Source organism: Delftia sp. Lp-1, from assembly GCF_020523835.1.
Classification (GTDB): domain Bacteria; phylum Pseudomonadota; class Gammaproteobacteria; order Burkholderiales; family Burkholderiaceae_C; genus Comamonas; species Comamonas acidovorans.
The window spans coordinates 2,765,760-2,788,827 of sequence record NZ_JAJALJ010000001.1; the positions used below are offsets into that span (position 1 = coordinate 2,765,760).

At 66.8% G+C, this 23,068-nt stretch carries 20 protein-coding genes; 12 read left to right on the forward strand and 8 right to left on the reverse strand.

Annotation, left to right across the window (positions count from 1 at the left end):
- Positions 1-69: 69 nt before the first annotated feature.
- The gene (locus LGR64_RS12450) at positions 70-1,908 is read left to right on the forward strand and encodes a DNA cytosine methyltransferase (RefSeq protein WP_230355630.1); all 1,839 of its coding nucleotides are present in this window, start codon (positions 70-72) and stop codon (positions 1,906-1,908) included.
- A 198-nt stretch (positions 1,909-2,106) separates the two neighbouring features.
- Here the strand turns inward: LGR64_RS12450 and LGR64_RS12455 are convergent, their stop codons facing one another.
- Positions 2,107-2,367 carry a hypothetical protein gene (locus tag LGR64_RS12455; RefSeq protein ID WP_230355632.1) on the reverse strand — a complete coding sequence of 87 codons (261 nt, stop codon included), beginning with the start codon at positions 2,365-2,367 and terminating at the stop codon, positions 2,107-2,109.
- Between the two features lie 377 nt (positions 2,368-2,744).
- Here LGR64_RS12455 and LGR64_RS12460 point away from each other — a divergent pair, with 377 nt between their 5' ends.
- Complete coding sequence (locus LGR64_RS12460) at positions 2,745-2,990, forward strand: helix-turn-helix transcriptional regulator (protein ID WP_012205378.1); 246 nt, start codon at positions 2,745-2,747, stop codon at positions 2,988-2,990.
- Here LGR64_RS12460 and LGR64_RS12465 read toward each other — a convergent pair.
- Complete coding sequence (locus tag LGR64_RS12465) at positions 2,977-4,251, reverse strand: tyrosine-type recombinase/integrase (RefSeq protein ID WP_230355634.1); 1,275 nt, start codon at positions 4,249-4,251, stop codon at positions 2,977-2,979. The two genes, LGR64_RS12460 and LGR64_RS12465, sit on opposite strands and share 14 nt — an antisense overlap.
- A 188-nt stretch (positions 4,252-4,439) precedes the next feature.
- On the opposite strand from LGR64_RS12465, the gene LGR64_RS12470 reads away from it, so the two are divergent.
- On the forward strand, positions 4,440-5,456 hold the full coding sequence (locus tag LGR64_RS12470; RefSeq protein ID WP_063326267.1) for a D-2-hydroxyacid dehydrogenase family protein: 1,017 nt from the start codon (positions 4,440-4,442) through the stop codon (positions 5,454-5,456).
- A 46-nt stretch (positions 5,457-5,502) separates the two neighbouring features.
- Here LGR64_RS12470 and LGR64_RS12475 read toward each other — a convergent pair whose 3' ends face one another.
- From LGR64_RS12475 to LGR64_RS12485, 3 genes are read right to left on the reverse strand one after another with little or no spacing between them, the layout of a single operon-like run.
- Positions 5,503-6,336 carry a hypothetical protein gene (locus tag LGR64_RS12475; protein ID WP_141836180.1) on the reverse strand — a complete coding sequence of 278 codons (834 nt, stop codon included), beginning with the start codon at positions 6,334-6,336 and terminating at the stop codon, positions 5,503-5,505.
- Between the two features lie 3 nt (positions 6,337-6,339).
- Positions 6,340-6,771, reverse strand: a complete 432-nt coding sequence (locus LGR64_RS12480) for a DNA polymerase III subunit chi (RefSeq protein ID WP_012205376.1) — start codon at positions 6,769-6,771, stop codon at positions 6,340-6,342.
- 45 nt (positions 6,772-6,816) lie between these two features.
- On the reverse strand, positions 6,817-8,394 hold the full coding sequence (locus tag LGR64_RS12485; RefSeq protein WP_141836176.1) for a leucyl aminopeptidase: 1,578 nt from the start codon (positions 8,392-8,394) through the stop codon (positions 6,817-6,819).
- Positions 8,395-8,417: 23 nt separating this feature from the next.
- Here LGR64_RS12485 and lptF point away from each other — a divergent pair, with 23 nt between their 5' ends.
- The 8 genes from lptF (at position 8,418) to fauA (ending at position 18,499) form a co-directional block, all read left to right on the forward strand.
- Positions 8,418-9,545: an LPS export ABC transporter permease LptF gene (gene lptF, locus LGR64_RS12490; RefSeq protein WP_034393085.1), complete on the forward strand. Its 1,128-nt coding sequence runs from the start codon at positions 8,418-8,420 to the stop codon at positions 9,543-9,545.
- Positions 9,545-10,654, forward strand: a complete 1,110-nt coding sequence (gene lptG / locus LGR64_RS12495; protein ID WP_141836173.1) for an LPS export ABC transporter permease LptG — start codon at positions 9,545-9,547, stop codon at positions 10,652-10,654. Before lptF ends, lptG begins: the two co-directional genes overlap by 1 nt.
- A gap of 10 nt (positions 10,655-10,664) precedes the next feature.
- Positions 10,665-11,078 carry a sirohydrochlorin chelatase gene (locus LGR64_RS12500; RefSeq protein WP_088164892.1) on the forward strand — a complete coding sequence of 138 codons (414 nt, stop codon included), beginning with the start codon at positions 10,665-10,667 and terminating at the stop codon, positions 11,076-11,078.
- Positions 11,079-11,142: 64 nt separating this feature from the next.
- Positions 11,143-12,084, forward strand: coding sequence for a CysB family HTH-type transcriptional regulator (locus LGR64_RS12505; protein ID WP_034398475.1), 942 nt, complete (start codon positions 11,143-11,145; stop codon positions 12,082-12,084).
- A gap of 58 nt (positions 12,085-12,142) precedes the next feature.
- Entirely contained in the window at positions 12,143-13,309 is a 1,167-nt protein-coding gene (locus tag LGR64_RS12510; RefSeq protein ID WP_034393073.1) for a pyridoxal phosphate-dependent aminotransferase, read from the forward strand.
- A gap of 109 nt (positions 13,310-13,418) precedes the next feature.
- Entirely contained in the window at positions 13,419-15,113 is a 1,695-nt protein-coding gene (locus tag LGR64_RS12515; RefSeq protein WP_141836170.1) for a tannase/feruloyl esterase family alpha/beta hydrolase, read from the forward strand.
- A gap of 126 nt (positions 15,114-15,239) precedes the next feature.
- Positions 15,240-16,202 carry a helix-turn-helix transcriptional regulator gene (locus LGR64_RS12520; RefSeq protein ID WP_141836167.1) on the forward strand — a complete coding sequence of 321 codons (963 nt, stop codon included), beginning with the start codon at positions 15,240-15,242 and terminating at the stop codon, positions 16,200-16,202.
- A 74-nt stretch (positions 16,203-16,276) separates the two neighbouring features.
- Positions 16,277-18,499: a TonB-dependent alcaligin siderophore receptor FauA gene (gene fauA / locus LGR64_RS12525; protein WP_141836164.1), complete on the forward strand. Its 2,223-nt coding sequence runs from the start codon at positions 16,277-16,279 to the stop codon at positions 18,497-18,499.
- Between the two features lie 236 nt (positions 18,500-18,735).
- On the opposite strand, the gene LGR64_RS12530 is transcribed toward fauA, so the two are convergent.
- Entirely contained in the window at positions 18,736-18,903 is a 168-nt protein-coding gene (locus LGR64_RS12530; protein ID WP_185751021.1) for a hypothetical protein, read from the reverse strand.
- Between LGR64_RS12530 and LGR64_RS12535 the strand changes: the two genes are divergently transcribed.
- The gene (locus LGR64_RS12535) at positions 18,902-19,894 is read left to right on the forward strand and encodes a Bug family tripartite tricarboxylate transporter substrate binding protein (RefSeq protein WP_141836160.1); all 993 of its coding nucleotides are present in this window, start codon (positions 18,902-18,904) and stop codon (positions 19,892-19,894) included. The two genes, LGR64_RS12530 and LGR64_RS12535, sit on opposite strands and share 2 nt — an antisense overlap.
- On the opposite strand, the gene LGR64_RS12540 is transcribed toward LGR64_RS12535, so the two are convergent.
- Positions 19,830-21,059, reverse strand: a complete 1,230-nt coding sequence (locus LGR64_RS12540; RefSeq protein WP_141836157.1) for an FAD-dependent monooxygenase — start codon at positions 21,057-21,059, stop codon at positions 19,830-19,832. The genes LGR64_RS12535 and LGR64_RS12540 overlap by 65 nt on opposite strands.
- A 9-nt stretch (positions 21,060-21,068) precedes the next feature.
- Positions 21,069-22,970: a LodA/GoxA family CTQ-dependent oxidase gene (locus LGR64_RS12545; RefSeq protein WP_230355638.1), complete on the reverse strand. Its 1,902-nt coding sequence runs from the start codon at positions 22,968-22,970 to the stop codon at positions 21,069-21,071.
- Positions 22,971-23,068: the final 98 nt, after the last annotated feature.

Genomic DNA, 23,068 nt, shown 5'->3' on the forward strand with positions numbered 1-23,068 from the left:
GGGCTTTTCTAATTCCCCGAAGCCCGACCGGTGCAAGCCGCTCGGGCTTTTCCTTTTCCGAGGAACCACATGCTCACCCCTCAATTTGTTCTGCCCCTTGCGGCAAAGCTGGTGATCGACCTGTTTGCCGGCGGCGGTGGCGCATCGACAGGCATCGAGCAGGCCATCGGCCGGCCCGTCGATGTCGCCATCAACCACGACGCCGATGCCATCGGCATGCACGAGGTCAACCACCCGCAGACCAGGCACTACCGTTCCGACATCCGCGAAGTGGATCCACTGGCCGTGACACGCGGCGAGGTGGTGGGCCTCCTCCACGCGTCGCCCGACTGCACGCATCACAGCCAAGCCCTGGGCGGCCAGCCCCGCAACGGGGAAATCCGGTCGCTCGCGTGGATCGTCATCCGGTGGGCCGGCAAGACCCAGCCCGATGTCATCACGCTGGAGAACGTCGAGCAGATGATGCAGTGGTCTCCGCTGATTGCGAAGCGCGATCCCGCCACGGGCCGCGTGATCACGCTGGATCGCATCACGGACCCCGCCACGGGAAAAGCCACCTTCCGCGTAGCCGAACCCGGCGAGGTGGTGCCGCGCGGCAATCAGTTCCTGGTGCCGGACCCCAAGCACAAGGGCCGCAACTGGCGCCACTTCATCCAGGCGCTGCGCGACCTGGGCTACAAGGTGGAATGGCGGGTGATCTGCAATGCAACGCTGGGCTCGCGCAGCACCCGCACACGTCTGTATCTGATCGCCCGCCGCGACGGCCTGCCCATCGTATGGCCCCAGCAGACGCACTGGAAGAACCCGAAGCCGGGCCAGAAGGCCTACCGCCAGGCGGCCGAATGCATCGACTGGAGCATCCCCGGGCAAAGCATCTTCGGCCGCAAGAAGGAACTGGCGCCAGCCACCATGCGGCGGATCGCCCACGGCTTGGACAAGTTCGTGCTGAACAGCCCCCAGCCGTTCATCGTGAACATGGCCCACGGCGGGAAGATCGAGCTGCTCGACCGGCCCATGAGCACCATCGCCACGGAGAAAGGCGGCTGCCGCGCCCTGGTGTCGCCCACCCTGATCCAGATGGGATACGGCGAAGCCAAGGGCCAGGCACCGCGCGTGCTGGATCTGTCCCAACCCCTGGGCACGGCCGTGGCCGGCGGCATCAAGCACGCCGTCAGTTCGGCCTATCTGGTGCAGGCCGGACACGGTGAAGGCAAGGACGGCGGCAAGCGCTGGAGCCACGGCGCCAACGACATCAAAGGTCCTCTGGGCACCGTGACGGCCAGCGGCGGCGGCCAGAGCCTGGCATCCGCGTTCATGGTCCAGGCCAACGGCGGGTTCAACAGCACGCCGGCCCGCGACCTGCGCGAACCTGTATCGACCGTGACCACCAGCGGCAGCCAGCAGCAGCTGATCGCCGCGCACCTGTGCACGCTGCGCAGGAACAGCGTGGGCCGCGATATGCGCGAGCCGGTGTCCACGGTCACAGCCGGGGCCGAGCACCACGCACTGATCCAGTACCACCTGTCGCCCGAGCAGGAGGCCGGCGCCCTGCGCTGCGCAGCCTTCCTGATGCGCTACCACGCCAGCGGCGGCCAGTGGGCGGACCTGCGTGACCCGATGACCACCATCACCACGCGCGACCGCCTGGCGCTCGTGACCGTGTGGCTCAAGGGCGAGCCCTGGGTGATCGTAGACATCACGCTGCGCATGCTGGTGCCGCGCGAGCTCTACAACGCTCAGGACTTCCCTGAAAACTATGTAATTGACCGCACGGCGGCCGGAAAGGCGCTGACCAAAACAGCCCAGGTCCGCATGGTCGGCAATTCCGTGAGTCCGAAGCCAATGCAGCTCATCGTGGCCACCAACTACTCCGAGGCCCCGGCTGGTGCACTGCGCCGCGCGGCCTGATCCCCAACCCGGGCCGCCCAGTGCGGCCCGCTCTGTTTCCCCATGACCCCGACCCCACCCCAGGCCGCGTGCCAGCAGCTGCTGCAGCGCGCCGACCACGTCAGGACCGAAATGACCAGAACCATCATCGTCACAGCGCTCATGATGCTGGCCAGGAGCCAGGAGGACGATGTCGCGAAGGAGCTGCGTCGCCTGAGCCTAAGCAAGCCCCCCGGCGTTCATCGCAATAGGCCCAGCCTCGGGGGAGACTATCCCGTGGTCCCGGCAAAAAGCGGCGTACTCATCGAAAACCAGTTCAAAAGAAAACAGCGAGTCTTTCTCGGATTCGGCGATGAGGGATACAGCGTAGAACCTTGGATCATCCTCGGCATAGGAAAGGCCACGAACTATCCACACCTCCGAGTCGTTGCCCACAAGTCTGGAGAACAGTGCTGGTGGTGGCGCAGGCATTCGAGTCATAAAAATCCTCTGGACCGTCACCCACTTGCTACCTACAAGAGACCGCGAAAAGCATGCCGAGCATGCGTCTGGGACAAAAACACTATGCAAATGGTGTGCGGCCTGGGCACCTTACTTCGCACCCGAGCGCCCTGTCTGTGCGGAAGGCGACCTAATGAGCAACTCATCGCCAACGAAACGCAGCCCACCTGACACTGTGCGCCTGCTCGAAGTAGCCGAGACGCTTTACGAAGCGGATGCAGGTATCAGGGCCAAGTAGGCATGACCATGGCCAGCAAGAAGCACAAGGATTGGCGCGACAAGCGCGCGCCGCTCCCCGACAACGACGAACCACCCACTTGGCCCGCACCCGCGGGCCTTTTTCATTGAGGACGAACATGTCCAAGAGCATCACTCTGAACTTTGCACCTGCCGTGCTCGGCCGCGAGCATGCCGCAGCCTACGTGGCGCTGAGCGTCAGTTCCTTCGAACAACTGGTGCGTGAGCGCCAGATCCCCCAGCCACGCCAGCTGTCTGCCAGGCGCGTTGGCTGGCTGCGCGCGGAGCTCGATGACTGGTCCGCCCGGCGGCCAGCGTCTGAGCTGCTGCCACCCGAGAACACCGGTGCCCCTAAGCCCCGATGAACTCCTCCAACTTCGCATCGAGCGCCGCCAGCCAATGGCCGCGCTCGGCGTCGTACCGGTACAGGTTGTAATCGCCCGCCACGCCAGGGAGGACGTGGCCAAGGATCGCCTCCCCAACCTCATGCGGACAGCCCATCGACGCAAGAATGGTGCGCCCCGTCCGCCGAAGATCATGCGGTGACCAATGCGTCACGGTCAGCCGCGCCCGCTTGTGCTCGGGCTTCGTCTTGCTGTAAGGCTGCAGATAGTGCACCTTGGTCTGCATGTAGGCCTGGGTCTGCCCTTTCAGCACACCATCGCGCCCGATGCTCGGGAACAGCCATGGCCCCTCATTCGCCAGCAGACGACGCACGATCTGCTCGGCACGACCGAACAAAGGCACACGCAGGTCATGTGCGACCTCAACGTGCCGAATCTTCATTGCCTCCTTGGGCACGGTCCACCAAAGCACACCCCCCTCCTCCAACAACTGCTTCTTCTGCATCTGGCAGATCTCCCCGCCTCGCGTGCATGTCCACAGCTGCAGCGTCAGGAAATCCTGAACCTGCTGGCTGAACATCGACAGCTCGCTGCCGATCAGCGTCTTGATCTCCGCGCCGCTCAGCACGCGTTTGCTGGTGCCTTTGTGTTTTCCATCGCGCACTGCGCCTTTGCTGCGCAGTTTGTGGGACGTGCGTTCCGCCCACCAGTTGGGCATGCCGTCCGGAATTCGCCCTGACTCCAGCCCCACGCGCCATGCAGCTGCCATCTCCGTCTTCACGGACTTGGCCAAGACGGGGCGGTCGGCCAGACCTTCAATGACGTCGTAGACAAAAGAGCGCCCCACCTCGGCCACGGATGTCGACTCCCGTCCCGAGATCGCATTGCGCAGACGCTGCTCGATGTTGCGGGCGCCCTTGGCCTCCCGGTTGACCATGAGATACCGGGCGGCATAGTCGTCCACCAGCTTGGCCAATGTGTAAACCTGTGCAACCGGTTGCGCCAAAGCCTTGCGCGCCAGCTTTCGCTCATCCGCTGGATCTCTTCCCTGCTCACGCAGGTCCCGTGCTGCCTGCCATTCGGCTGCAGCCTGGGCTGGCGACATGGCTGGCCATTGGCCGAGCTTGACCTGCTTGAGCTTTGCTGAATCCGCCAAGCTTCTGTAACGATAGGTCCAAGATTTCGTACTGGCCGTCGCTTCGAGCCTCAAGCCTGGGCAACCTTGTACGACAATGTGTTCGCCCTGCTTTAGGGTCTTGGCTGAACGTGCGTCAAAGAACATCTGAAGCTACACCTTGAGTGCCGGAAAAACCTACACAAAATCTATACCGAGCGGTGAAGTGTAGACGAGTCCAGGCAAGTGCAGATGAAGCGCAAAGGTAAGCGCAGGAATGGAATAAATCATTTGCCGACAACATCTTACGCGGCAAACCGGAGATAAATCAAAGGCTTATGACAGATTCACAGGCAATGAACATCATCATTCTTGACGACTACCAGGACGCCGTGCGCAAGCTGGACTGTGCTCGTCTGCTGGAGCCCTTCAACGCCAAGGTCTTCACCAATACCGTCAAGGGCGTTGGCCAGCTGTCGGTGCGGTTGCGCGATGCGGACATCATCGTGCTGACCCGCGAGCGCACGCAGATCAGCCGGCAGCTGCTGGAAAAGCTTCCGCGCCTGAAGCTGATCGCGCAGACCGGCAAGGCCGGCGCCCATATCGATGTGCAGGCCTGTACCGACCAGGGCGTTGCGATTGCCGAGGGCGTGGGCTCGCCCATTGCGCCGGCAGAGCTGACCTGGTCGCTGATCATGGCGGCCACGCGGCGGCTGCCGCAGTACATCGCCAACCTCAAGCACGGCGCATGGCAGCAATCGGGCTTCAAGGCTGCGTCCATGCCTGCGAATTTCGGACTGGGCAGCGTGTTGCACGGGCGCACGCTGGGCATCTGGGGCTACGGCCGCATTGGACGGCTGGTCGCGCACTACGGCCATGCCTTCGGCATGCAGGTTCTGGTCTGGGGCAGCGAAAGCTCGCGCCAGAAGGCGCAGGCCGATGGCTTTGCGGCTGCGGACTCGCGCGAGGCTTTCTTCACCGAATCCGACGTGCTGTCCATGCATCTGCGCCTGCATGAGGCCACACGCGGCATCGTCACGGCGCAGGATCTGGCACGCATGAAGCCGACCGCCCTGTTCGTGAACACCTCGCGCGCGGAGCTGGTGGAGGCCGATGCCCTGCTGGGTGCGCTCAACCGAGGCCGGCCGGGCCTGGCGGCCGTGGACGTGTTCGAGAGCGAGCCCATCCTCCAGGGCCATGCGCTGCTGCGGCTGGAGAACTGCATCTGCACGCCGCACATCGGCTACGTGGAGCAGGACAGCTACGAGCTGTACTTTCGCGCTGCCTTCGACAATGTGGTGAACTTCGTTGCGGGGCAGCCCAGCAACATCCTCAATCCCGAGGTGTTCTCAGGCCCGGCCCGCGCAGGCTGACGACCGGATCAGGCGGGGGCTTGCGCCACCCGCCCTTGCCCTGCACTCAACGGCCGCCCTGGCCGGAGTCGCCACGTGCGGCCGTGGCGCGAAAGGCCAGTTCATCGGCCACCGCCTCATAGACGGCTTGGCGCACGACGGATTCCACCTCCTCGCGCAGACGCACGACGATGGACCGAGTCTGCTGCTGAACCACGGTGGCAATGGCGTCGCGCAGGCGCTGGTCCAGCACCAGGTCCACACGCTGCATGAGGCGATGGACCAGATATTCCTCGGTGACCTGCTGCGCATGACTGTCCCAGATGGACTCCATGGTGGGGGCTGCCGGCATGGCGGGGGAAGCCGGCGTCGGCGCGGCAGCCGCCTCTGCCACGACAGCCTGCACCACCGGGGCCACCAGGTCGGCAGGGACCACTTCCCCGGCCGGTGCCGCGTCGCCCGCTGCAGCCACATCTGCCGCACCTGCAACATCTGCCGCACCAGCCACATCAGCCATTTCGGCCAGACGGCCTTCCTGGGCCAATTGCATTTCCACGGACGGGGCGCTGGGCGGCTGATAGTCCGAGAGCACGGGCTGCATTGCAGGTGTCGGGATTTCCTCGGGTGCAGCTTGCTCGGTGACCATGGGCCGCTGCGGTTCCAGGTCCTGCGGCAGCGGCGGCAGGGACGCAGGCAGGGCGACCACGCCACGCCGAGGCGCCAGCATGCCTTCGCTGGCCCAGGGCGTCGCTTCGTCAGTCAGCGGCAGTTCGGACACGGGGGGTGCCAGGGGTGCCGGGGGTTCGACCGCCTGAACCGGTGCCTGCACCGCATCCACCGCAACGACATCGGTGAGCGTGGGAACAAAGCGCGGTGGGGTTTTGGAGGGAGGAGCGCTCATGGCTTACTCCTTGAGGACCAGGTCATGGCGCTTGATGGAAATACCCTGGGCCGCATAGTGCTTCCAGCGCTGCCGGGCCAGGTGGCGGTCTTCCTCGTCGGTGGCGGAAACCACTTCGACGACACGCGCAAAGCGCTCGAATCCTTCGGGCACTTCGCCGCCCAGGTTGACCAGCATATCGTGGTGGGGCGCGCCGTCCAGCCGCTCCAGCAGAACAATGGGCGAGAAGGCCATGATGTCTGCCCCATCGCCTTCGCCCGCATGGGCCAGGAAGTCGGTGGGCGAGACACTCCATAGCCTGGGCGACAAGGCCTTGAGCAGCGGCGGCGACCCCAGCACCACCAGTTGCGTGCGGTGCCTGAGCGCCTTGCGCGCCAGACGGCAGACATAGGCCAGCTTGTCGGGCGCGTTGAAATGGAACGCCACTTCAGTCAAGCGATGCTCCCTTCAAACAGGCCCGGGCTGACGGGGACGATGCGCTCATGCCTGCTCCGGCTGAGCGGCAACTGCCGCCTTGCGGCGGCTGGCAGATCCTGCCTTGGATGGCACCGGCTTCTTGGGTGCAGCAGCTTTATGGGATGCAGCAGCCTTGGCCTGCGCCTTGCCAGCATCGATGCCGGCCAGCAGATAGTGCAGCAGCAGGCCCACGGGGCGGCCTGTACCGCCCTTGGCGGCGCCGCTCTTCCAGGCCGTGCCGGCGATGTCCAGGTGCGCCCAGGGAATGTCGCCCACAAAGCGCTGCAGGAACTTGGCTGCCGTGACTGCGCCACCCGCGCGGCCAGCCACATTGCCCATGTCGGCGAAATTGCTCTTGAGGCCTTCGCCGTACTCCTCGTCCAGCGGCATGCGCCAGCAGGGGTCCAGTGCCGCATCGCCGGCCTGCTCCAGCGCGCGGGCCAGTTCGTCGCTGGGCGAGAACATGCCGCTGCGCAGCCCGCCCAGGGCGATGACGCAGGCGCCGGTCAGCGTGGCAATGTCCACCATGGCGCGGGGCTTGAAGCGGGCAGCGTAGGTCAGCGCATCGCAGAGCACGAGGCGGCCTTCGGCATCGGTGTTGAGGATTTCTATGGTCTGGCCGCTCATGCTGGTGACCACGTCGCCCGGCTTGACGGCAGCGCCGCCGGGCATGTTCTCGGACGCCGGAATGAGGCCGACGACATTGACGGCCGGCTGCAGCCGGGCCAGCGCATGGAACACGCCCAGCACGCTGGCGGCACCGCCCATGTCGAACTTCATCTCGTCCATTTCAGCGGCAGGCTTGAGGGAGATGCCGCCGGTATCGAAAGTGATGCCCTTGCCGACCAGCACCACGGGCGCGGCGCCCTTGGTTCCGCCGTTGTAGTGCAGTTCGATGAAGCGCAGCGGCTGCTCCGATCCCTGGGCCACGGCCATGAAAGCGCCCATGCCGAGTTTGGCGACTTCGGCGGGGCCGTGGATCTTGCAGCTGATGCCGGGCAGCTTGGCCAGGGCGCGGGCCGCGTCAGCCAGCAAGGTGGGCGTGGCGTGGTTGGCGGGGCGATTGGCCCATTCGCGTGCCAGGGTCATGCCTTCGGCCTGGGCCACGGCGGTCTTGAAAGCGTCGGCAACGCCATTCTTGTCGCCCGCCTTGACGGCTGCGGCAATCACCAGCTTCTTGAGCGCCACGGGCTTGGCCTGCGGCTTGGTGTGGGTATAGCTGTAGCAGGCATCGGCCGCCGCCAGAACGGCGGCAGCAACGGCAGGACCTGCCGCCTCAAAGCCAAAGCACAGCAAGGCCTTGCCAACACCGGTCGCCTTGAGCGCGGCACCTGCGCCGGCCACGGCCTGGCGCACTTCCCGTGCCGAGCCGTTGCCCGCGCCCAGCAGCACGACTCGGCGTGCAGCAACGGCAGGCAGGCCGTACAGTGCCAGCTGTTTGCCGGCTGCCGTTTCGAAATCTCCGGCCTTGACCGCGTGTGCGACCAGGGTGGACAGCGCGTCGCTGCCCGTGACCGTGGCTTCGGTCACCAGCACCAACAACAGGTCACACTTTTCACGTACTGCTGCGGCAGTCGTCAACGGCTTCAGTTCAAAGTTCATAATCGGCGTTTTCCTTTCAGCCAATGTTATTCGATTCATCCATACGCAAAGAGCTGGCCCGCAGCTTCGGTGCCACGGTCGTGGTGCTGATCACGGTCGTCATGACCATGATGCTGATCCGCACGCTGGGCCAGGCTTACAAGGGCAATGTCAGCCCTTCCGACGTTCTGCTGGTCATGGGCTATACGGTGCTTGGCCAGTTGCCCACGATTTTGGGCCTGGGGCTTTTCGTGGCCGTGGTCGGCTCGCTGTCGCGCATGTACCGCGACAGCGAGATGGTGATCTGGTTCGCCGCAGGCCAGGGACTGGCCAGCCTGCTGCGCCCGCTGCTGCGCTTTGCCTGGCCGGTGCTTGCCGTGATCGCCGTGCTGGGCCTGGGCATCCTGCCCTGGGCCAATCAGCAGATCGAGCAGATCAAGACCCAGTTCGAGCAGCGCAGCGACATTGACCGCATCGCCCCCGGCGAGTTCCAGGAGTCTGCGGGCGGCTCGCGCGTGTTCTTCATCGACAAGGACGTACCCAGCGCCACCGCAGCCAACAATGTGTTCATCGTGGCCAATGAGCGCGGGCGCGAGTCCGTGACCTCGGCGCGCGGGGCGCGGCTGGAAGTGGTCAAGGGCGAACGCATGGCCGTGCTGACCGACGGCCAGCGCATGGAAACGCAGACCAGCGACGGCTCGGTGAAGATCAGCGAGTTCAAGGAATACGGCACGCAGCTCGGCGGCGGCAACAATCTGGCCGCTGCCGAGGAAATGGCCGCTCGCAGCACCTACACGCATGAGCTGCTGCCGCGCACCGAACCCATCTACCGCGCCGAGCTGGGCTGGCGCATAGGCCTGCCGCTGGCGGCGCTGAACTTCGTGATCCTGGGCCTGGCCGTGGCCAGCGTGAACCCGCGCGCTGGTGGCAGCGGCAGCCTCATGCTCGCGCTGTTCGCCTTCATCGTGTACTACAACCTGATGACGCTGGGCGAGAACTGGGTGGCCTCGGGCAAGCTGAGCATGCCCGCCATGACGGCCCTGCTGCACGGTGGAACATTGCTGCTGGCACTGCTGGTGCTGCTGGTACGGCACAAGCGCTGGTCGCCGCGCGACCTGTGGCGCAGGCCCTGCAAGCCGGCTGCCCTGGACGACGCAAAGGCGGTGCCCTGATGAGAGTTCTGAGAAACCTGCTGTACCGCGACATCATCGCGGCCGTCAGCTATGTGACGCTGGCCTTCCTGGCGCTGTTCTTCTTCTTCGATCTGGTCGATGAGCTGCGCTGGGTCGGGCGCGGAGGCGACAACGGCTACCAGATCACGCACGCCCTGCTCTTCGTGGTGCTGCGCATCCCCAGCCACCTGTACGAGCTGATGCCCATCACCGTGCTGATCGGCACCATCTACGTGATGGCGCGCTTTGCCCAGAGCTCGGAATTCACCATCATGCGCACCAGCGGCATGGGCCCCTGGCTGGCGCTGCGCACGCTGATGGTGCTGGGCCTGGGTTTTGTGCTGGCCACCTTCGGCACGGGCGACTACCTGGCGCCGGCGGCCGAGAACGCGGGCCAGAACATCCGCGCCATCCACCTGGCCCAGCTGTCGCGCGGCGCCACGGGTGCCTGGCTCAAGGAACGCCAGGGCGATCACTCCATCGCCATCAACGTGCGCGCCATCCGCGGGCCCGGTGATTTCTCCAACGTGCGCATCTTCGACTTTGACGGCCAGGGCCGCATCTCGGCCCAGATCCATGCGCAGGCGGCGCAGGTCAGCGAGGATGGCGAATCCTGGAAGCTCCAGGGCGTTGAGGCCAGCCACCTGAAGGCCAAGGCCGACGGAGGCATGGTGCTGCTGCGCGAGAAGGAGGACAGCCTGGTCTGGAAGACCGGCATCAGCGCCGAAATGGTCACGGCCGCGCTGCTCAAGCCCGACCGCATGTCCACCATTTCGCTGTTTCAGTACGTGCGCCACCTGGAGGCCAACGGCCAGGCCGCGCAGAAGTACGAGATCGAGTTCTGGCGCAAGGTCTTCTACCCCATGAGCTGCCTGGTGATGGTGGTGCTGGCCCTGCCCTTTGCCTATCTGCATTTCCGCTCGGGCGGCATCGCGGCCTATGTGTTCGGCGGCGTCATGGCCGGCATCAGCTTCTTCCTGTTGAACAACGTGTTCGGCTACATCGGCACGCTGCAGACCTGGTCGCCCTGGCTGACCGCTGCAGCGCCGGGCCTGCTCTACAGCCTTCTTTCCTTGACCGCGTTCACCTGGCTGGTGCTGCGCCGCTAGATCCGTTGCCATGCAAAACGACACAACAGCGGCCGGCATTGCCGGCCTGATCCTGCTGGCCCACGGCTCCCGCGACGCCCTGTGGCGCCAGCCCATCGAGGCCGTGCTCGGCGCCGTCCGGCAAACGCGGCCCCACGGCCTGGCTGCATGCGCCTACCTGGAAGCCTGTGCGCCCGACCTGCCCACCGCCGCGCGCGGGCTGATCGAGGCGGGCGCGACGCACATCACCGTGCTGCCCCTGTTCCTGGGCACGGGCAAGCATGCGCGCGAGGACATCCCCAAGCTGGTGCAGGAGATCCGCGACACCCACCCACAGGTGACCGTGGAACTGGAGCCGGCCGTGGGCGAGCATCCACGTGTCACGGCCCTGTTGGCAGAGCTGGCGTTGGCGGCCATGGAGCCTTCCGGCAGGTCAGGAAGCTGAAATAACGAATCGCTTCTTTATATAAATGCAGCATAATGGCGCGCTGCACCCAGCTGTCACCGCCATGAACCTGCACCAATTCCGATTCGTCCAAGAAGCGGCGCGCCGCAACCTCAACCTCACCGAGGCGGCCAAGGCCCTGCACACCTCGCAGCCCGGCGTCTCCAAGGCCATCATCGAGCTGGAGGAGGAGCTGGGCATCGACATCTTCGCGCGCCACGGCAAGCGCCTCAAGCGCATCACCGAACCCGGCCTGGAGGTGCTCAAGAGCATCGAACTCATCATGCGCGAGATCGGCAACCTCAAGCGCATCGGCGAGCAGTACAGCGCCCAGGACAGCGGCACGCTGTCGATTGCCACCACCCACACCCAGGCCCGCTACGTGCTGCCGCCCGCCGTGGCACGGCTGCGCGACCTGTATCCCAAGGTCACCATCAGCCTGCACCAGGCCACGCCGGCCGAAGTGGCGCGCATGGTCATCGACGAAATCGCCGACATCGGCATGGCCACCGAGTCCCTGGCCGACTACCCCGATCTCGTCACCCTGCCCTGCTACGAATGGCAGCACGTGCTGGTCATGCCCACGGGCCATCCGCTGGCGCAGAAGGAGCGCATCACGCTGGACGACATCGCCCATGAGTCGCTGATCACCTACCACCCCTCGTTCACCGGGCGCGGCAAGATCGACCAGGCCTTCGCCACGCGTCGGCTGCGTCCGCGCATCGTGCTGGAGGCCATTGACTCCGACGTGATCAAGACCTATGTGCGCCTGGGCCTGGGCATCGGCATCGTGGCCGAGATGGCCATGCGCGACGATCCGGTCAACGACCTCGTGGTGCGCCCCATGGGCCATCTGTTCGGCCAGAGCGTGGCGCGCGTGGCCATCAAGCGCGGCGCCTATCTGCGCAACTTCGTCTACCGCTTCGCCGAACTGCTCAGCGACCGCCTGACGCGCGACCTGATCATGCGCGCCATGAGCGGCCACGTGCACGACTACGAACTCTGATCCTCCGCCCCACCGGGCCCGCAGCGCGGGCCCGTTCCCGTTTTCCGCTGCCTCCGCCATGACCTCTGCCACGCCCCGCACGCCCGCCTTCCCCAGCCGCCTGCCCCATGTGGGCACGACCATCTTCACCACCATGTCGGCGCTGGCCGCCGAACACCAGGCGGTGAACCTGGGCCAGGGCTTCCCCGACTTCGGCTGCGACCCCAGGCTGGTCGATGCCGTCACGGCCGCCATGCAGGCCGGCCACAACCAGTACCCGCCCATGCCCGGCCTGCCGCAGCTGCGCCAGGCCATGGCCGACAAGATGGAGGCGCTGTACGGCCGCCGCTACGACGCGGGCACCGAGATCACGGTCACGGCCGGCGCCACGCAGGCCATCCTCACCGCCATCCTGGCCACCGTGCATGCGGGCGATGAGGTCATCGTGCTCGACCCCTGCTACGACAGCTACGTACCCAACATCGAGCTGGCCGGCGGCGTGCCCGTGCGCGTGCCGCTGACGCCGGGCAGCTTCAAGCCCGACTTCGCCAAAATTGCCGCCGCCATCACGCCACGCACACGGCTTTTGATCATCAACAGCCCGCACAACCCCAGCGCCACCATCTGGAGCGATGCCGAGATGCTGCAGCTGCAGGAGCTGCTGGCGCCCACCGACGTGCTGCTGATCAGCGACGAGGTCTACGAGCACATGGTCTACGACGGCCGCCAGCACCAGAGCGCCGCGCGCTTTGCCGGCCTGGCGGCGCGCGCCTTCATCGTCTCCAGCTTCGGCAAGACCTACCATGTCACGGGCTGGAAGGTGGGCACCGTCGCCGCGCCGGCCGCGCTCACGGCCGAGTTCCGCAAGGTCCACCAGTTCAACGTCTTCACCGTCAACACGCCCATGCAGGCGGGCCTGGCCAGCTACATGGCCGACCCTGCGCCCTACCTGCAGCTGCCCGCCTTCTACCAGGCCAAGCGCGACCTGTTCTGCCAGGGCCTGGAAGGCTCGCGCCTGCGCCTGCTGCCCACGGCGGGGACCTACTTCGTCTGCGCCGACATCTCGGCCGTGTCGGACCTGGACGAAGCCGCGTTCTGCCAGTGGCTGGTCCGGGAGCATGGCGTGGCGGCCATCCCGCTATCGGCCTTCTATGGCGACGGCTTCGACCAGCGCGTGGTGCGCTTTTGCTTTGCCAAGCAAGACAGCACGCTGCGCGCGGCGTTGGAGCGGCTGCGCAAACTCTGAAACCGGGCGCGGGGCAGCGCGCACCCACGCCGGGTTGTCCCGTCATCCTCTGAGATGACATGGCCCCTCCGTCCCTGGTCTTACGCTCGGGCGACAGGAGACACAAGCCATGCGAACCGACCACGCCCCACGCGCCTTGCGGCGCGTTTTTCCATCCACGGCCGCCTTTGCCGCATCCCTTCTCATGGCGGGCTGCGGCGGTGGCAGCAGCCCCACTTTGGCCGATGCGGAAACGCCGGCGGCCGCCTGCGCCGACCTGCCTGACAGGGCAGGCCTTGCGGCAACCCGGCTGTCCACCAGCTATGTGCCGCCCGACACCCGCAGGCCGGGCGGCGCCAGCACCGGCGCGCTGCTGCCCGGGCACTGCGTAGTCACCGGCGCCATCAACCCGCGCGTGGGCGTGGACGGAAAGAACTACGCCATCGGGTTCCAGCTCAGCCTGCCGGACCAATGGAACGGCCGGTTTCTCTTCATCGGCGGCGGTGGCAACGACGGCATCCTGCGCGACACCTCGCTGAGCTCCAGCATCTCTGGCGCAACGCCTTCACCGTTGGGCCAGGGCTTTGCGGTGGTCTCCACCGACGCGGGCCACACCGGCACCACGGCCAGCTTCGGTGCCGACCCTCAGGCCCGGCTGGACCACGCCTACAACGCCTACGACAAGACCGCCGTGGCGGCCAAATCGCTGATCTCCACGCGCTACGGGCGCAAGCCTGAGCACTCCTATTTTTCAGGCTGCTCGGGCGGAGGACGCCAGGGCATGGTGTTCTCGCAGCGCTTTCCCGACTACTTCGACGCCATCACGGCCGGTGCCCCTGCCATGCGGGTATCGAGCGGCGCCACGGTGGCCGCGATGTGGAACACCATCGAGTTCGACGCCATCGCGCCGGCCGACAGCAGCGGCCGGCGCATCCTCTCCCGGGCCTTCAGCAACGAGGACCTGAACCTGGTGGCCAAGGCCGTGACCGCCTCCTGCGATGCGGCCGACGGCGTGGCCGATGGCATGGTGAACCACGTCAAGGCCTGCCATTTCGACCCCGGCGTGCTGCAGTGCGGCAGCGCCAAGACCGGCAGCTGCCTGAGCAGCGGACAGGTGAACGCGCTCAGAAACGTGTTTGCCGGGCCGCGCAACTCGGCAGGCCAGGCCCTGTATGCGGGCCAGCCGTGGGATCCGGGCCTGGCAGCGCCGGGCTGGCGCACCTGGACACTGGGCAGCTCCACCACCGCCACGCCGGATTCGCGCTACATCACGCTGATCGTGGATGCGCTGGTCAACGAATTCCTCACCCCGCCAGACCTGGGCTTCAACCCGCTGGCCTTCAATTTCGACACCGACCCGGCGCGCATGCAGGCCTACTCGGCCATCTATGACACCTACCGGGATGACCGGCTCACGGCCTTCCGGCAGCACGGCGGCAAGATGCTCTTCATCCACGGCATGTCCGACCCCATCTTCTCGGCGCTGGACACGCTGGACTACTACGAGCGCCTGGCCGCCAACAACGGCGGCATGCAGGCCACGCAGGACTTTGCGCGCACCTTCCTCGTACCGGGCATGAACCATTGCTCGGGCGGCCCGGCCACGGACAGCTTCGACTCCATACAGGCCATGGTCGACTGGGTGGAGAAAGGCATCGCCCCGGACACCATCGCCGCCAGGGCCCTGCCGTCCAGCGCGGACTTTCCGCAGCGCACGCGCCCGCTGTGCCCGTATCCGAAGATTGCCAGGTACAGGTTTGAGGGCGCAGCCGCCGGCACGGGCAATGTGGAGGATGCGGCCAGCTTTGTCTGCGCCCTGCCCTGAGCCTGCGCATCTGCGGGCTGGACGCCACGGGCCGTGGCCGCCGCAGGGCCGTAGCAAGCCTGCAGCGATAATGAGAAGCGTTCACTGCAGCGAGCGCTTCCCGCCACCGCCTTTCCGCCTCCGCCCATGCCCGCCCCTTCCCAGCGCTACACCACGGCGCAGCTCGACGCCATGCGCCAGCGCCACGGTTTCAGCGTGCGCTTTCTCTCCACCGTCTCCGAAAACGATTGCATCTTCGAAGGCCAGGTGCAGGAGCACCAACTGCCTTCGGGCCTGCAGCTGGTCAGCTCCGACATCCGCATCAACCATGGCTATGAATCCACGTCCGAGCATCCGCGGCGCTTCACCGCCGTGGTCCTGCTGGACGGCCAGGCCGAGCTGCAGCTGCCCGACGCCCGCAAGGCCCTGAGCGTGACGCGCCATGCCGCAGCGGCATTCTCCTGCGGCGACACCGAGGTGCTCAAGGCCACCCATGCGGCAGGCCAGAGGGTGCGCGGCTTCAACCTGTCCATCGAGGCGCCCGAGGCCTGCGCCGATGCCGAACTGGCCGAGCTGCTGCACCATGCCCTGCGGCAGTCCGGCCCGCCGCTGCATGCCTGGTCGCTGCCCGAGCACCTGGCGGTGTCGCTGCGCCAGCTGCTCGATGGCGTCTGGAGCGGCAGCCTGGCCCGGCTGCACCGCGAAGGCATTGCGCTGCAGGTGCTGGCCTGCGCGCTGCAGGCACATGCGCAGCCGCGGCCTGTGCCCTCGCCGCGCATCCATCCCCGGGACAGGCGCGGCCTGGAGCGCGTGCGCGAGTGCATGGATTCAGCGCCGGGCCAGGCGCACAGCCTGGACGACCTGGCACGCCTGGCCTGCATGAGCCCGACCACGCTGCGCGAAAAATTCCAGGCTGCCTACGGCCAGACCGTGTTCAGCTGGCTGCGCGAGCGCCGCATGCAATTGGCGCGCGAGCGGCTGGCACAGGGCTGGAGCGTGCAGGAAGCGGCCGACTGCGTGGGCTTTCAGCACGCCAGCAATTTCGCCACGGCCTTTCGCCAGCGCTTCGGCCACGCGCCCAGCCAAGGCAGCCTGCGTCGCAAACCATAGGACTGGCGTCGCCTGGAACAGGCGGCGGCGGCGCACATTTCCCACAATCCTGGCTCACGCCCAGGACCATGGAAATGATGAGCATTCGTATTCAAGACCCCACCCCGCGACACCTCCAAGTCGCGCGGACCCCGCTGTCCCTGCTGATCTGCGCCCTGTGTGCAGCCCCTGCGCCAGCAGTCTGGGCCGCCGACGAGGACAGGCCCCCTGCCAGGAAAGGCGACACCGAACTGGGCACCGTCACCGTGCGCGCCGCCGCCGATGCGGGCACCACCGAAGGCACGGCGCGCTACACCAGCGGCGCCACAGGCACGGCCACGGGCCTGCAACTGTCGGCGCGCGAGACACCGCAGTCGGTCAGCGTGATTACGCGCCAGCTCATGGACGATGCCGGCCAGCTCACGGTCTCGCAGACGCTGGAGGCCTCCGCCCCCGGCCTGTCGGTCAGCCGCAGCGACAGCAACCGCTACCAGTTTTCCTCGCGCGGCTTTGGCGTCAGCAACTTCCAGTTCGACGGCCTGGCCTCGCCCATCAACAGCCTGTGGAACTTCGGCGCCACCGACATGGACACGGCCTTCTACGACCGCGTGGAAATCGTGCGCGGCGCCACGGGCCTGCTCAATGGCTCGGGCGATCCGTCAGCCACGGTGAACTTCGTGCGCAAACAGCCGCGCGAGACGGCGGGCGGCCATGCCTCGCTGACGCTGGGCCGCTGGAACCTGCGCCGCGCCGAGGCCGATCTGTCCCTGCCGCTGGACCGCGAAGGCCGCGTGCATGGCCGCGTCGTGGCCGTGCAATCGGACAGCGACAGCTACGTCAGCCACTTTGGCCAGCGCAGGCAGGGCCTGTACGCCGTGGTCAGCGCGGCCCTGACGCCCGCCACCCGGCTCATGACCAGCCTCGAATACCAGAAGAACACCAGCCCCGGCATGGGCGCCGGCTTTCCGCTGTTCTATGCGGACGGCAGCCGCACGGACTTCGACCGCTCGGTGTCCAACAACACGCGCTGGTCGCATTTCGGCACCGAGAACACCACGGCCACGCTGGACCTGACCCACCGCCTGGACAACCGCTGGCTGCTGCGCGCCGCCTACAGCCGCAACGACGGCAACTACGACATGCGCTACGTCTACCGGGGCGGCGCGCCGGACGCCAGCACCGGCCTGGGCATGGCCAACTCCTTCATCAAATACCGGGGCGACCGCTCGCGCGACAGCCTGCACCTCACGGCCAGCGGCCCGGTCGCGCTGTTCGGGCGCCAGCACGAGATTGCCGTGGGCTGGAACCATGTGCGCGACGACATCGACATCCGCCGCTACGCACCGCTGGGCACGCCGCCTGCCACGGACAACTTCCTCGACTGGCGCAACGGCAGCCTGGCCGAGCCGGGCTGGTCCGACGTCTCCAACGGCGGCGACGACAGCCGCATGCGCCAAAGCGGCGGCTATGCCGTGGGGCGCTTCTCGCTGGCCGATGGCTGGACGGCCGTGGCCGGCGCCCGCCTGAGCCGCTGGTCCACGCGCCAGAACTACTTCGGCAGCCTGCGCGACTACCGCTACAGCAACGAAATCACGCCCTACGCCGGCCTGCTGTGGGACATCGATGCCCGGCACACGGCCTACCTGAGCTACACGGAAATCTTCACGCCCCAGAACTACCGCGACAAGCAAGGCAGCATCCTGGACCCCGTCACCGGCCAGGCCTTCGAGCTGGGCCTCAAGGGCTCCTGGCTGCAGGACCGGCTGCAGGGTTCTGCCGCGCTGTTCCAGACCCGCCAGGACAACCTGGCGCAGGACACGGGCGAATTCATCGACGGCACCACGGACCAGAAGGCCTACCGGGGAGTCAAGGGCGCCCAGGTGCGCGGCATCGATCTGGAACTCAGCGGCGAGCCGGCCCGGGGCTGGCGCATGGGCGCCAGCTACACGCACTACACGGCACGCAGCGCCAGCGGCGCCGCCTTCAACACCACGCACCCGCGCAGCCTGGTCAAGCTCACGGCCATGCGCAGCTTCGAGGGTGCGCTGCAGGGCCTGAGCCTGGGCGGCAACCTGCGCTGGCAAAGCCGCATCTGGCAGAACGTGACCAACCCGCTGCGCCAGAGCGTGCAGGTCGGCCAGGGCAGCTACCTGGTGGTCAACCTCTCGGCCCACTACCGCATCGACCCCACCTGGTCGGCCAGCGTGCAGCTCAACAACGTGCTGGACCGCCAGTACTACAGTCAGATCGGCTTCTACAACCAGGGCTGGTGGGGCGAGCCGCGCAATCTGACGGTGAGCCTGAAGGCGGATTTCTGAGCTGTATCGGCATCGGCAATGCCCACCTCACCCCGGTGCCTCGGCGGGCGCCGGCCCACGCCATGGGGCGCACCGTGCAGATGCAGGCAGGAGCCGCAAAGCCGCATGGGTGCGGGCAGTTGGCAGCGTCGGGGGCGGATGCAGGAGAGGGGGCGGACCTTGTTCATGGGCGGGTCCAGGAGGCTTGCGCCGTGGTTGCAGGAGCCATGACGGGCGCACGCCGGTTCAATCCATTCTCATTTGCCGAGCAAGGCCGAACAGGTCATTCGCCCGCCGCATGACGTCCTGCCAAAACATTGATTGACGTCAAGACAGCCACCGCCCAGCATTGGCCCGCCTGAAAAATCCGCCGCCAGCCCCAGCCGCTGCGCCACCAAAAACACCGACAAGGAGACATCCCCCATGCCCCGTACTCTTTCACGCAAGCAATTCCTGCGCGCTGCCGCTCTGCTCGGCGCCACGCTGCTGCCCCTGCCCCAGGCCTGGGCGGATGCCTACCCGGCCCGGCCCGTCAAGCTGGTCGTGCCCTTCGCCCCTGGCGGCAATACCGATGTGCTGGCGCGCATGGTGGCGCAGGGCCTGTCCGAGTCGCTGGGACAGCCCGTGATCGTGGAAAACATCTCCGGCGCCAACGGCTCCATCGGCGCCAGCCGCGTGGCTTCGGCGGCCAATGATGGCTACACGCTGCTGTTCGGCACGGCCGGCACCCAGGCCATCAACCAGAGCCTGTACAAGAACCTGAGCGAGAAGAGCCTGGGCGATTTCGAGTACGTGGCCCTGGTGACCACCATTCCCAATGTGCTGGTCGTCAACGAGACGCGCACGCCCGCCAGGACGGTGAAGGACCTGGTGGCACGCGCCGCCGCGCAAAAGACCGGCATGAGCTATGGCTCGCCGGGCAGCGGCTCCACGATCCACCTGTCGGGCGAGCTGTTCAAGAGCGCCACCCAGTTGGACATGGTGCATGTGCCCTACAAGGGCAGCGCGCCGGCCCTGACCGACCTGCTGGGCGGCCAGATCGATTTCATCTTCGAGAACGTGACGCCCGCCCTGCCCTTCGTGCAGTCGGGCAAGCTCAAGGCCCTGGCCGTGACCTCCGAGCAGCGCCTGCCCACCCTGCCCGATGTGCCGACCATGAAGGAAAGCGGCTACCCCACCTTCGTGACCGGCACCTGGAACGGCGTGCTAGCGCCCAAGGGCACGCCGGCCGCCATCGTCAAGCGCCTGGAAGAGGCCACGCTCAAGGTGGCGGGCCATGCCGACTTCAAGTCCAAGGTGACGGCACTGGGCGGCGAAGTGCGCCTGCTGGACTCCAAGGCCTTCCGCGAATTCACGCGGGCCGAGTACCAGCGCTGGAATGCGATCGTGCAGACGGCGAAGCTGGAGCGGCAGTAACGTCGGCTCCGATCCCTGCCTCCGGAGCCTGCTGGCGGCGGGTCCAGAACGGCTCGGCCGCCCAGCGCTGCTCCAGCGCGTAGTAGTGCTGGTGATGGGTACGGTACGCAGCGCGTATCGTGCCGATCCACGCACTCCAGGACTGCAGCGCATCGGCATCGCCCGCCAGGCTGCGGCGCACGGCCGTGGCGGCCTCGCTGCCCGTGACCAGGCTGTTGAGCAGGCCCTGCGATGCCAGGGGATCGAAGGACAGGCCTGCATCGCCAACGGCCAGCCAGTCCGGCCCGCTGGCTGCATCAAGCCATTGTTCGTGGGCGGCGGCCACGCGCATTGGCTCCAGCGGCCGGCTGCCCCTGCTGCGCGCGCTCACCAGGGCCGTGTGATGCGCCATTTCCAACAGATCGGCCGTGCTGCGCAGGCGCCGGGCTTCAGGCAGGTCGATATCGGTCTGCCAGGCAATCACGCAACTGCCATCGGGCAGGTCGGCGCTGTACCACCAGCCTTCGGCATCCGACTCGATCATGGTGGTGCCTGCATGCTCATGCGATGGCGGCTCCACCCAGGCGTGAAAGCAGACCAGGCGGCCACCACGGTGGGCCTGGGCGCCAACCTGCCGGGCCACGCGGGCCGCGCGGCCCGTGGCATCGACCACGATGCGGCAGGACAGCTCCAACGGGCAGTGCGCCGGGTCGCCCTGCGCCCTATCGATCAGGCAGCGCCAGCGCATGGGTGCGCCTGGCGGCTGGCGCTGCAGGCTGCGCAGCGTGGCGGGCACCAGGCAGGGCACGCCACGGCTGCGCGCAGCCTCCAGCAGCATGGCGTCGAAGCGCTTTCGGTCCAGGTGCCAGCCCGCGCCATGCGGGTCGAACAGCGCGTCCTGAAAGATGACCTCGGAGCTTCCCCACAATGACCGCCGCGACCAGGCGGGACGGTGGCCCTGTGCCGCGAACGCATCCCACACGCCCAGGTCGGACAGAATCACCCGGGCCGCAGCGGGCAGGGTTTCGCCAATGGCCCGCCCAGCCTGCACGGCGCGTCCTACCAGCGCCACGCGGCAGTGCCCTGCCAGTTGCGCGGCAACGGCCGCGCCCGCCGGCCCTGCGCCCACGACGAGCACATCCAGTTCATCCGGCAGCGGCGCGGCGGCCATGGCGTGCGACGGCATGGCCGGCACTCAGCGCGGCAGCACCGGGCCGCGCTGCGTCATGGCGCGCAACTGCTGCTCGTTGTCTGCATCGAAGGGCTCGATGCGAGGAGGCGCCTCCTGCCCGTCCGGTTGCACCGCAGTCTTGAGCATGTGCGACGGCGCCGGGGCGATGCGGTTTTCCACCTGCATCACCGGCGGGAAGTCCTTGTCGCCCCGCACGCCGGGCCGACTCTCGATGACGCCCATGTCACCGAAGTGGCTGATCATGCGGTTGATCTCGCTCTCATAGCCTTCCTCACCCAGTGTGCGGAACCACGACTCGCGGCGGTTGAAGGCAGCGACACGCTGCTCGCGCGGCAGTTCGGTGTCGATGACCCTTTCATAGGCCTCCTGCGTCAGCACCTGGTTGGGCACGCGGGCCGGCCAGAACGTGGGCAGGTAGGGGGCGTAGCGTGGGCCATAGCCGGCGTAATAGCCGCTGCGGCAGCTGGCGGTGTCGGTCTGCCAGGGGACCGCCATCCAGCGCGTGAGGTCGCCGGCCACCTGCGCATACAGCGGCCCGCTCTCGGACAGGGCCACCGCAGGCGTGAGCCGGGAGCCGTAGAGCTGCAGCTCGGGCGGGTTCACTGCCGCCTCGCGGATGCGGAACGGCGCCCGGTACATGCTGGCGTGCCGCATGGGCCAGGTGATCTCGCAGCCCGGATGGAAGGCGTCGGCCAGGCAGTCGTCCATGGCGGCATGGTCGAGCATGGCCGGCTGCTCCTGCAGCGGCACGTCGGCGAGCTGGGCAGGGTACTGCTGGCCGGGCTTCCAGTCGGACAGGAAATGGCCACCAGCCCACAGGTCCAGCATCCTCAGCTGCGTGGCCGTCAGCGCCGCATGCTGGCGCGGTGTGTCGGCGGGCGGCACGGCCATGGCGTCGCCATACAGCCAGGGCCAGGGCTGGGGAGATGCGCCATCACGGTCAAAACGGCGGAAGGCATTGGCCACCTGCTGGCGCAGCTCGGCCCAAGTCGTGCCCGGGCTGTTGAGCCTGGCGATCCACGCCTCGTCATCCGCACTGGCCGCCCCGCCCCAGCCGAACTGGGATGCAAAGCCCTTGTTCGCCCACTGCAGGCTGCTCTGGCGCTGGAGTATGGGCAGGATGTGCCGGCTGAAGGAGACGTGCAGCGGGAAGGCGGCCATGCCCGAGTGGATGTACACATCCTCCATCAGATCCTTCATGGTGCGCACCGACTTCATCTGCGGGCCGTAGTTGGGCGGCGCAACCGTGACCCATGCCGCATCCACCGGCACGGAAACGCCGGCCACGACGACCTTGGCGCGCACGGGGCCGTCGGCCACATCGTCATGCCAGCCCTCGTTGTTCGCAAACGTGGTGGCCTTGGAGCCATCCACGGAGGCAGAGACGCCACGGCCTCCCAGCACGAGAAGCTGGCCCGTCTTTTCAATGCGCAATTCGCCCAGATAAACCGGCTTGCCGCAGAAACTGCCGCTGTCGAATGCCACCGGGGCCGAGCCTTTGGCAATGCGGCGGGCTCCCGGTCGAATGGCCAGGCTTTTCCGGTCCTTCACCGTGGCATTGCGCAAAATCGTGGGATCGGCCGCTGCGGCTTCAGGCACGTCCAGCGCCAATTGGAATTGATACCAGGCGGCCTTGGTATTAGCCAGTTCGACTTCCCATTCGATCTGGTCCTGGTCGGCCGTGAGTTCACGCACCACCTCGCCTGCGGCGTTGTAGCCGTATATGCGAAAGCGCGCCGCCTGCCGCTTGAGCGCGCCCTGCGCATCACGCAGGCTGCCCGGCGCCATGGGCGGCACATGCATCAGCTCGGGGCCGACATAGTACTCATCCGGACTATTGCCAATACGCGCCACACCAATCCCCGGGTGTATGGCTGCACGCACAATGGTGGAGTCGATTCCCATTCGTCGCCCTTTCAGTTGCTGAGGCACTGATTGCAACAAACAGTATCAAAAAAGCCGAGACAAAGTTAATTATCGGGAATCAACAATCCATAGCAACG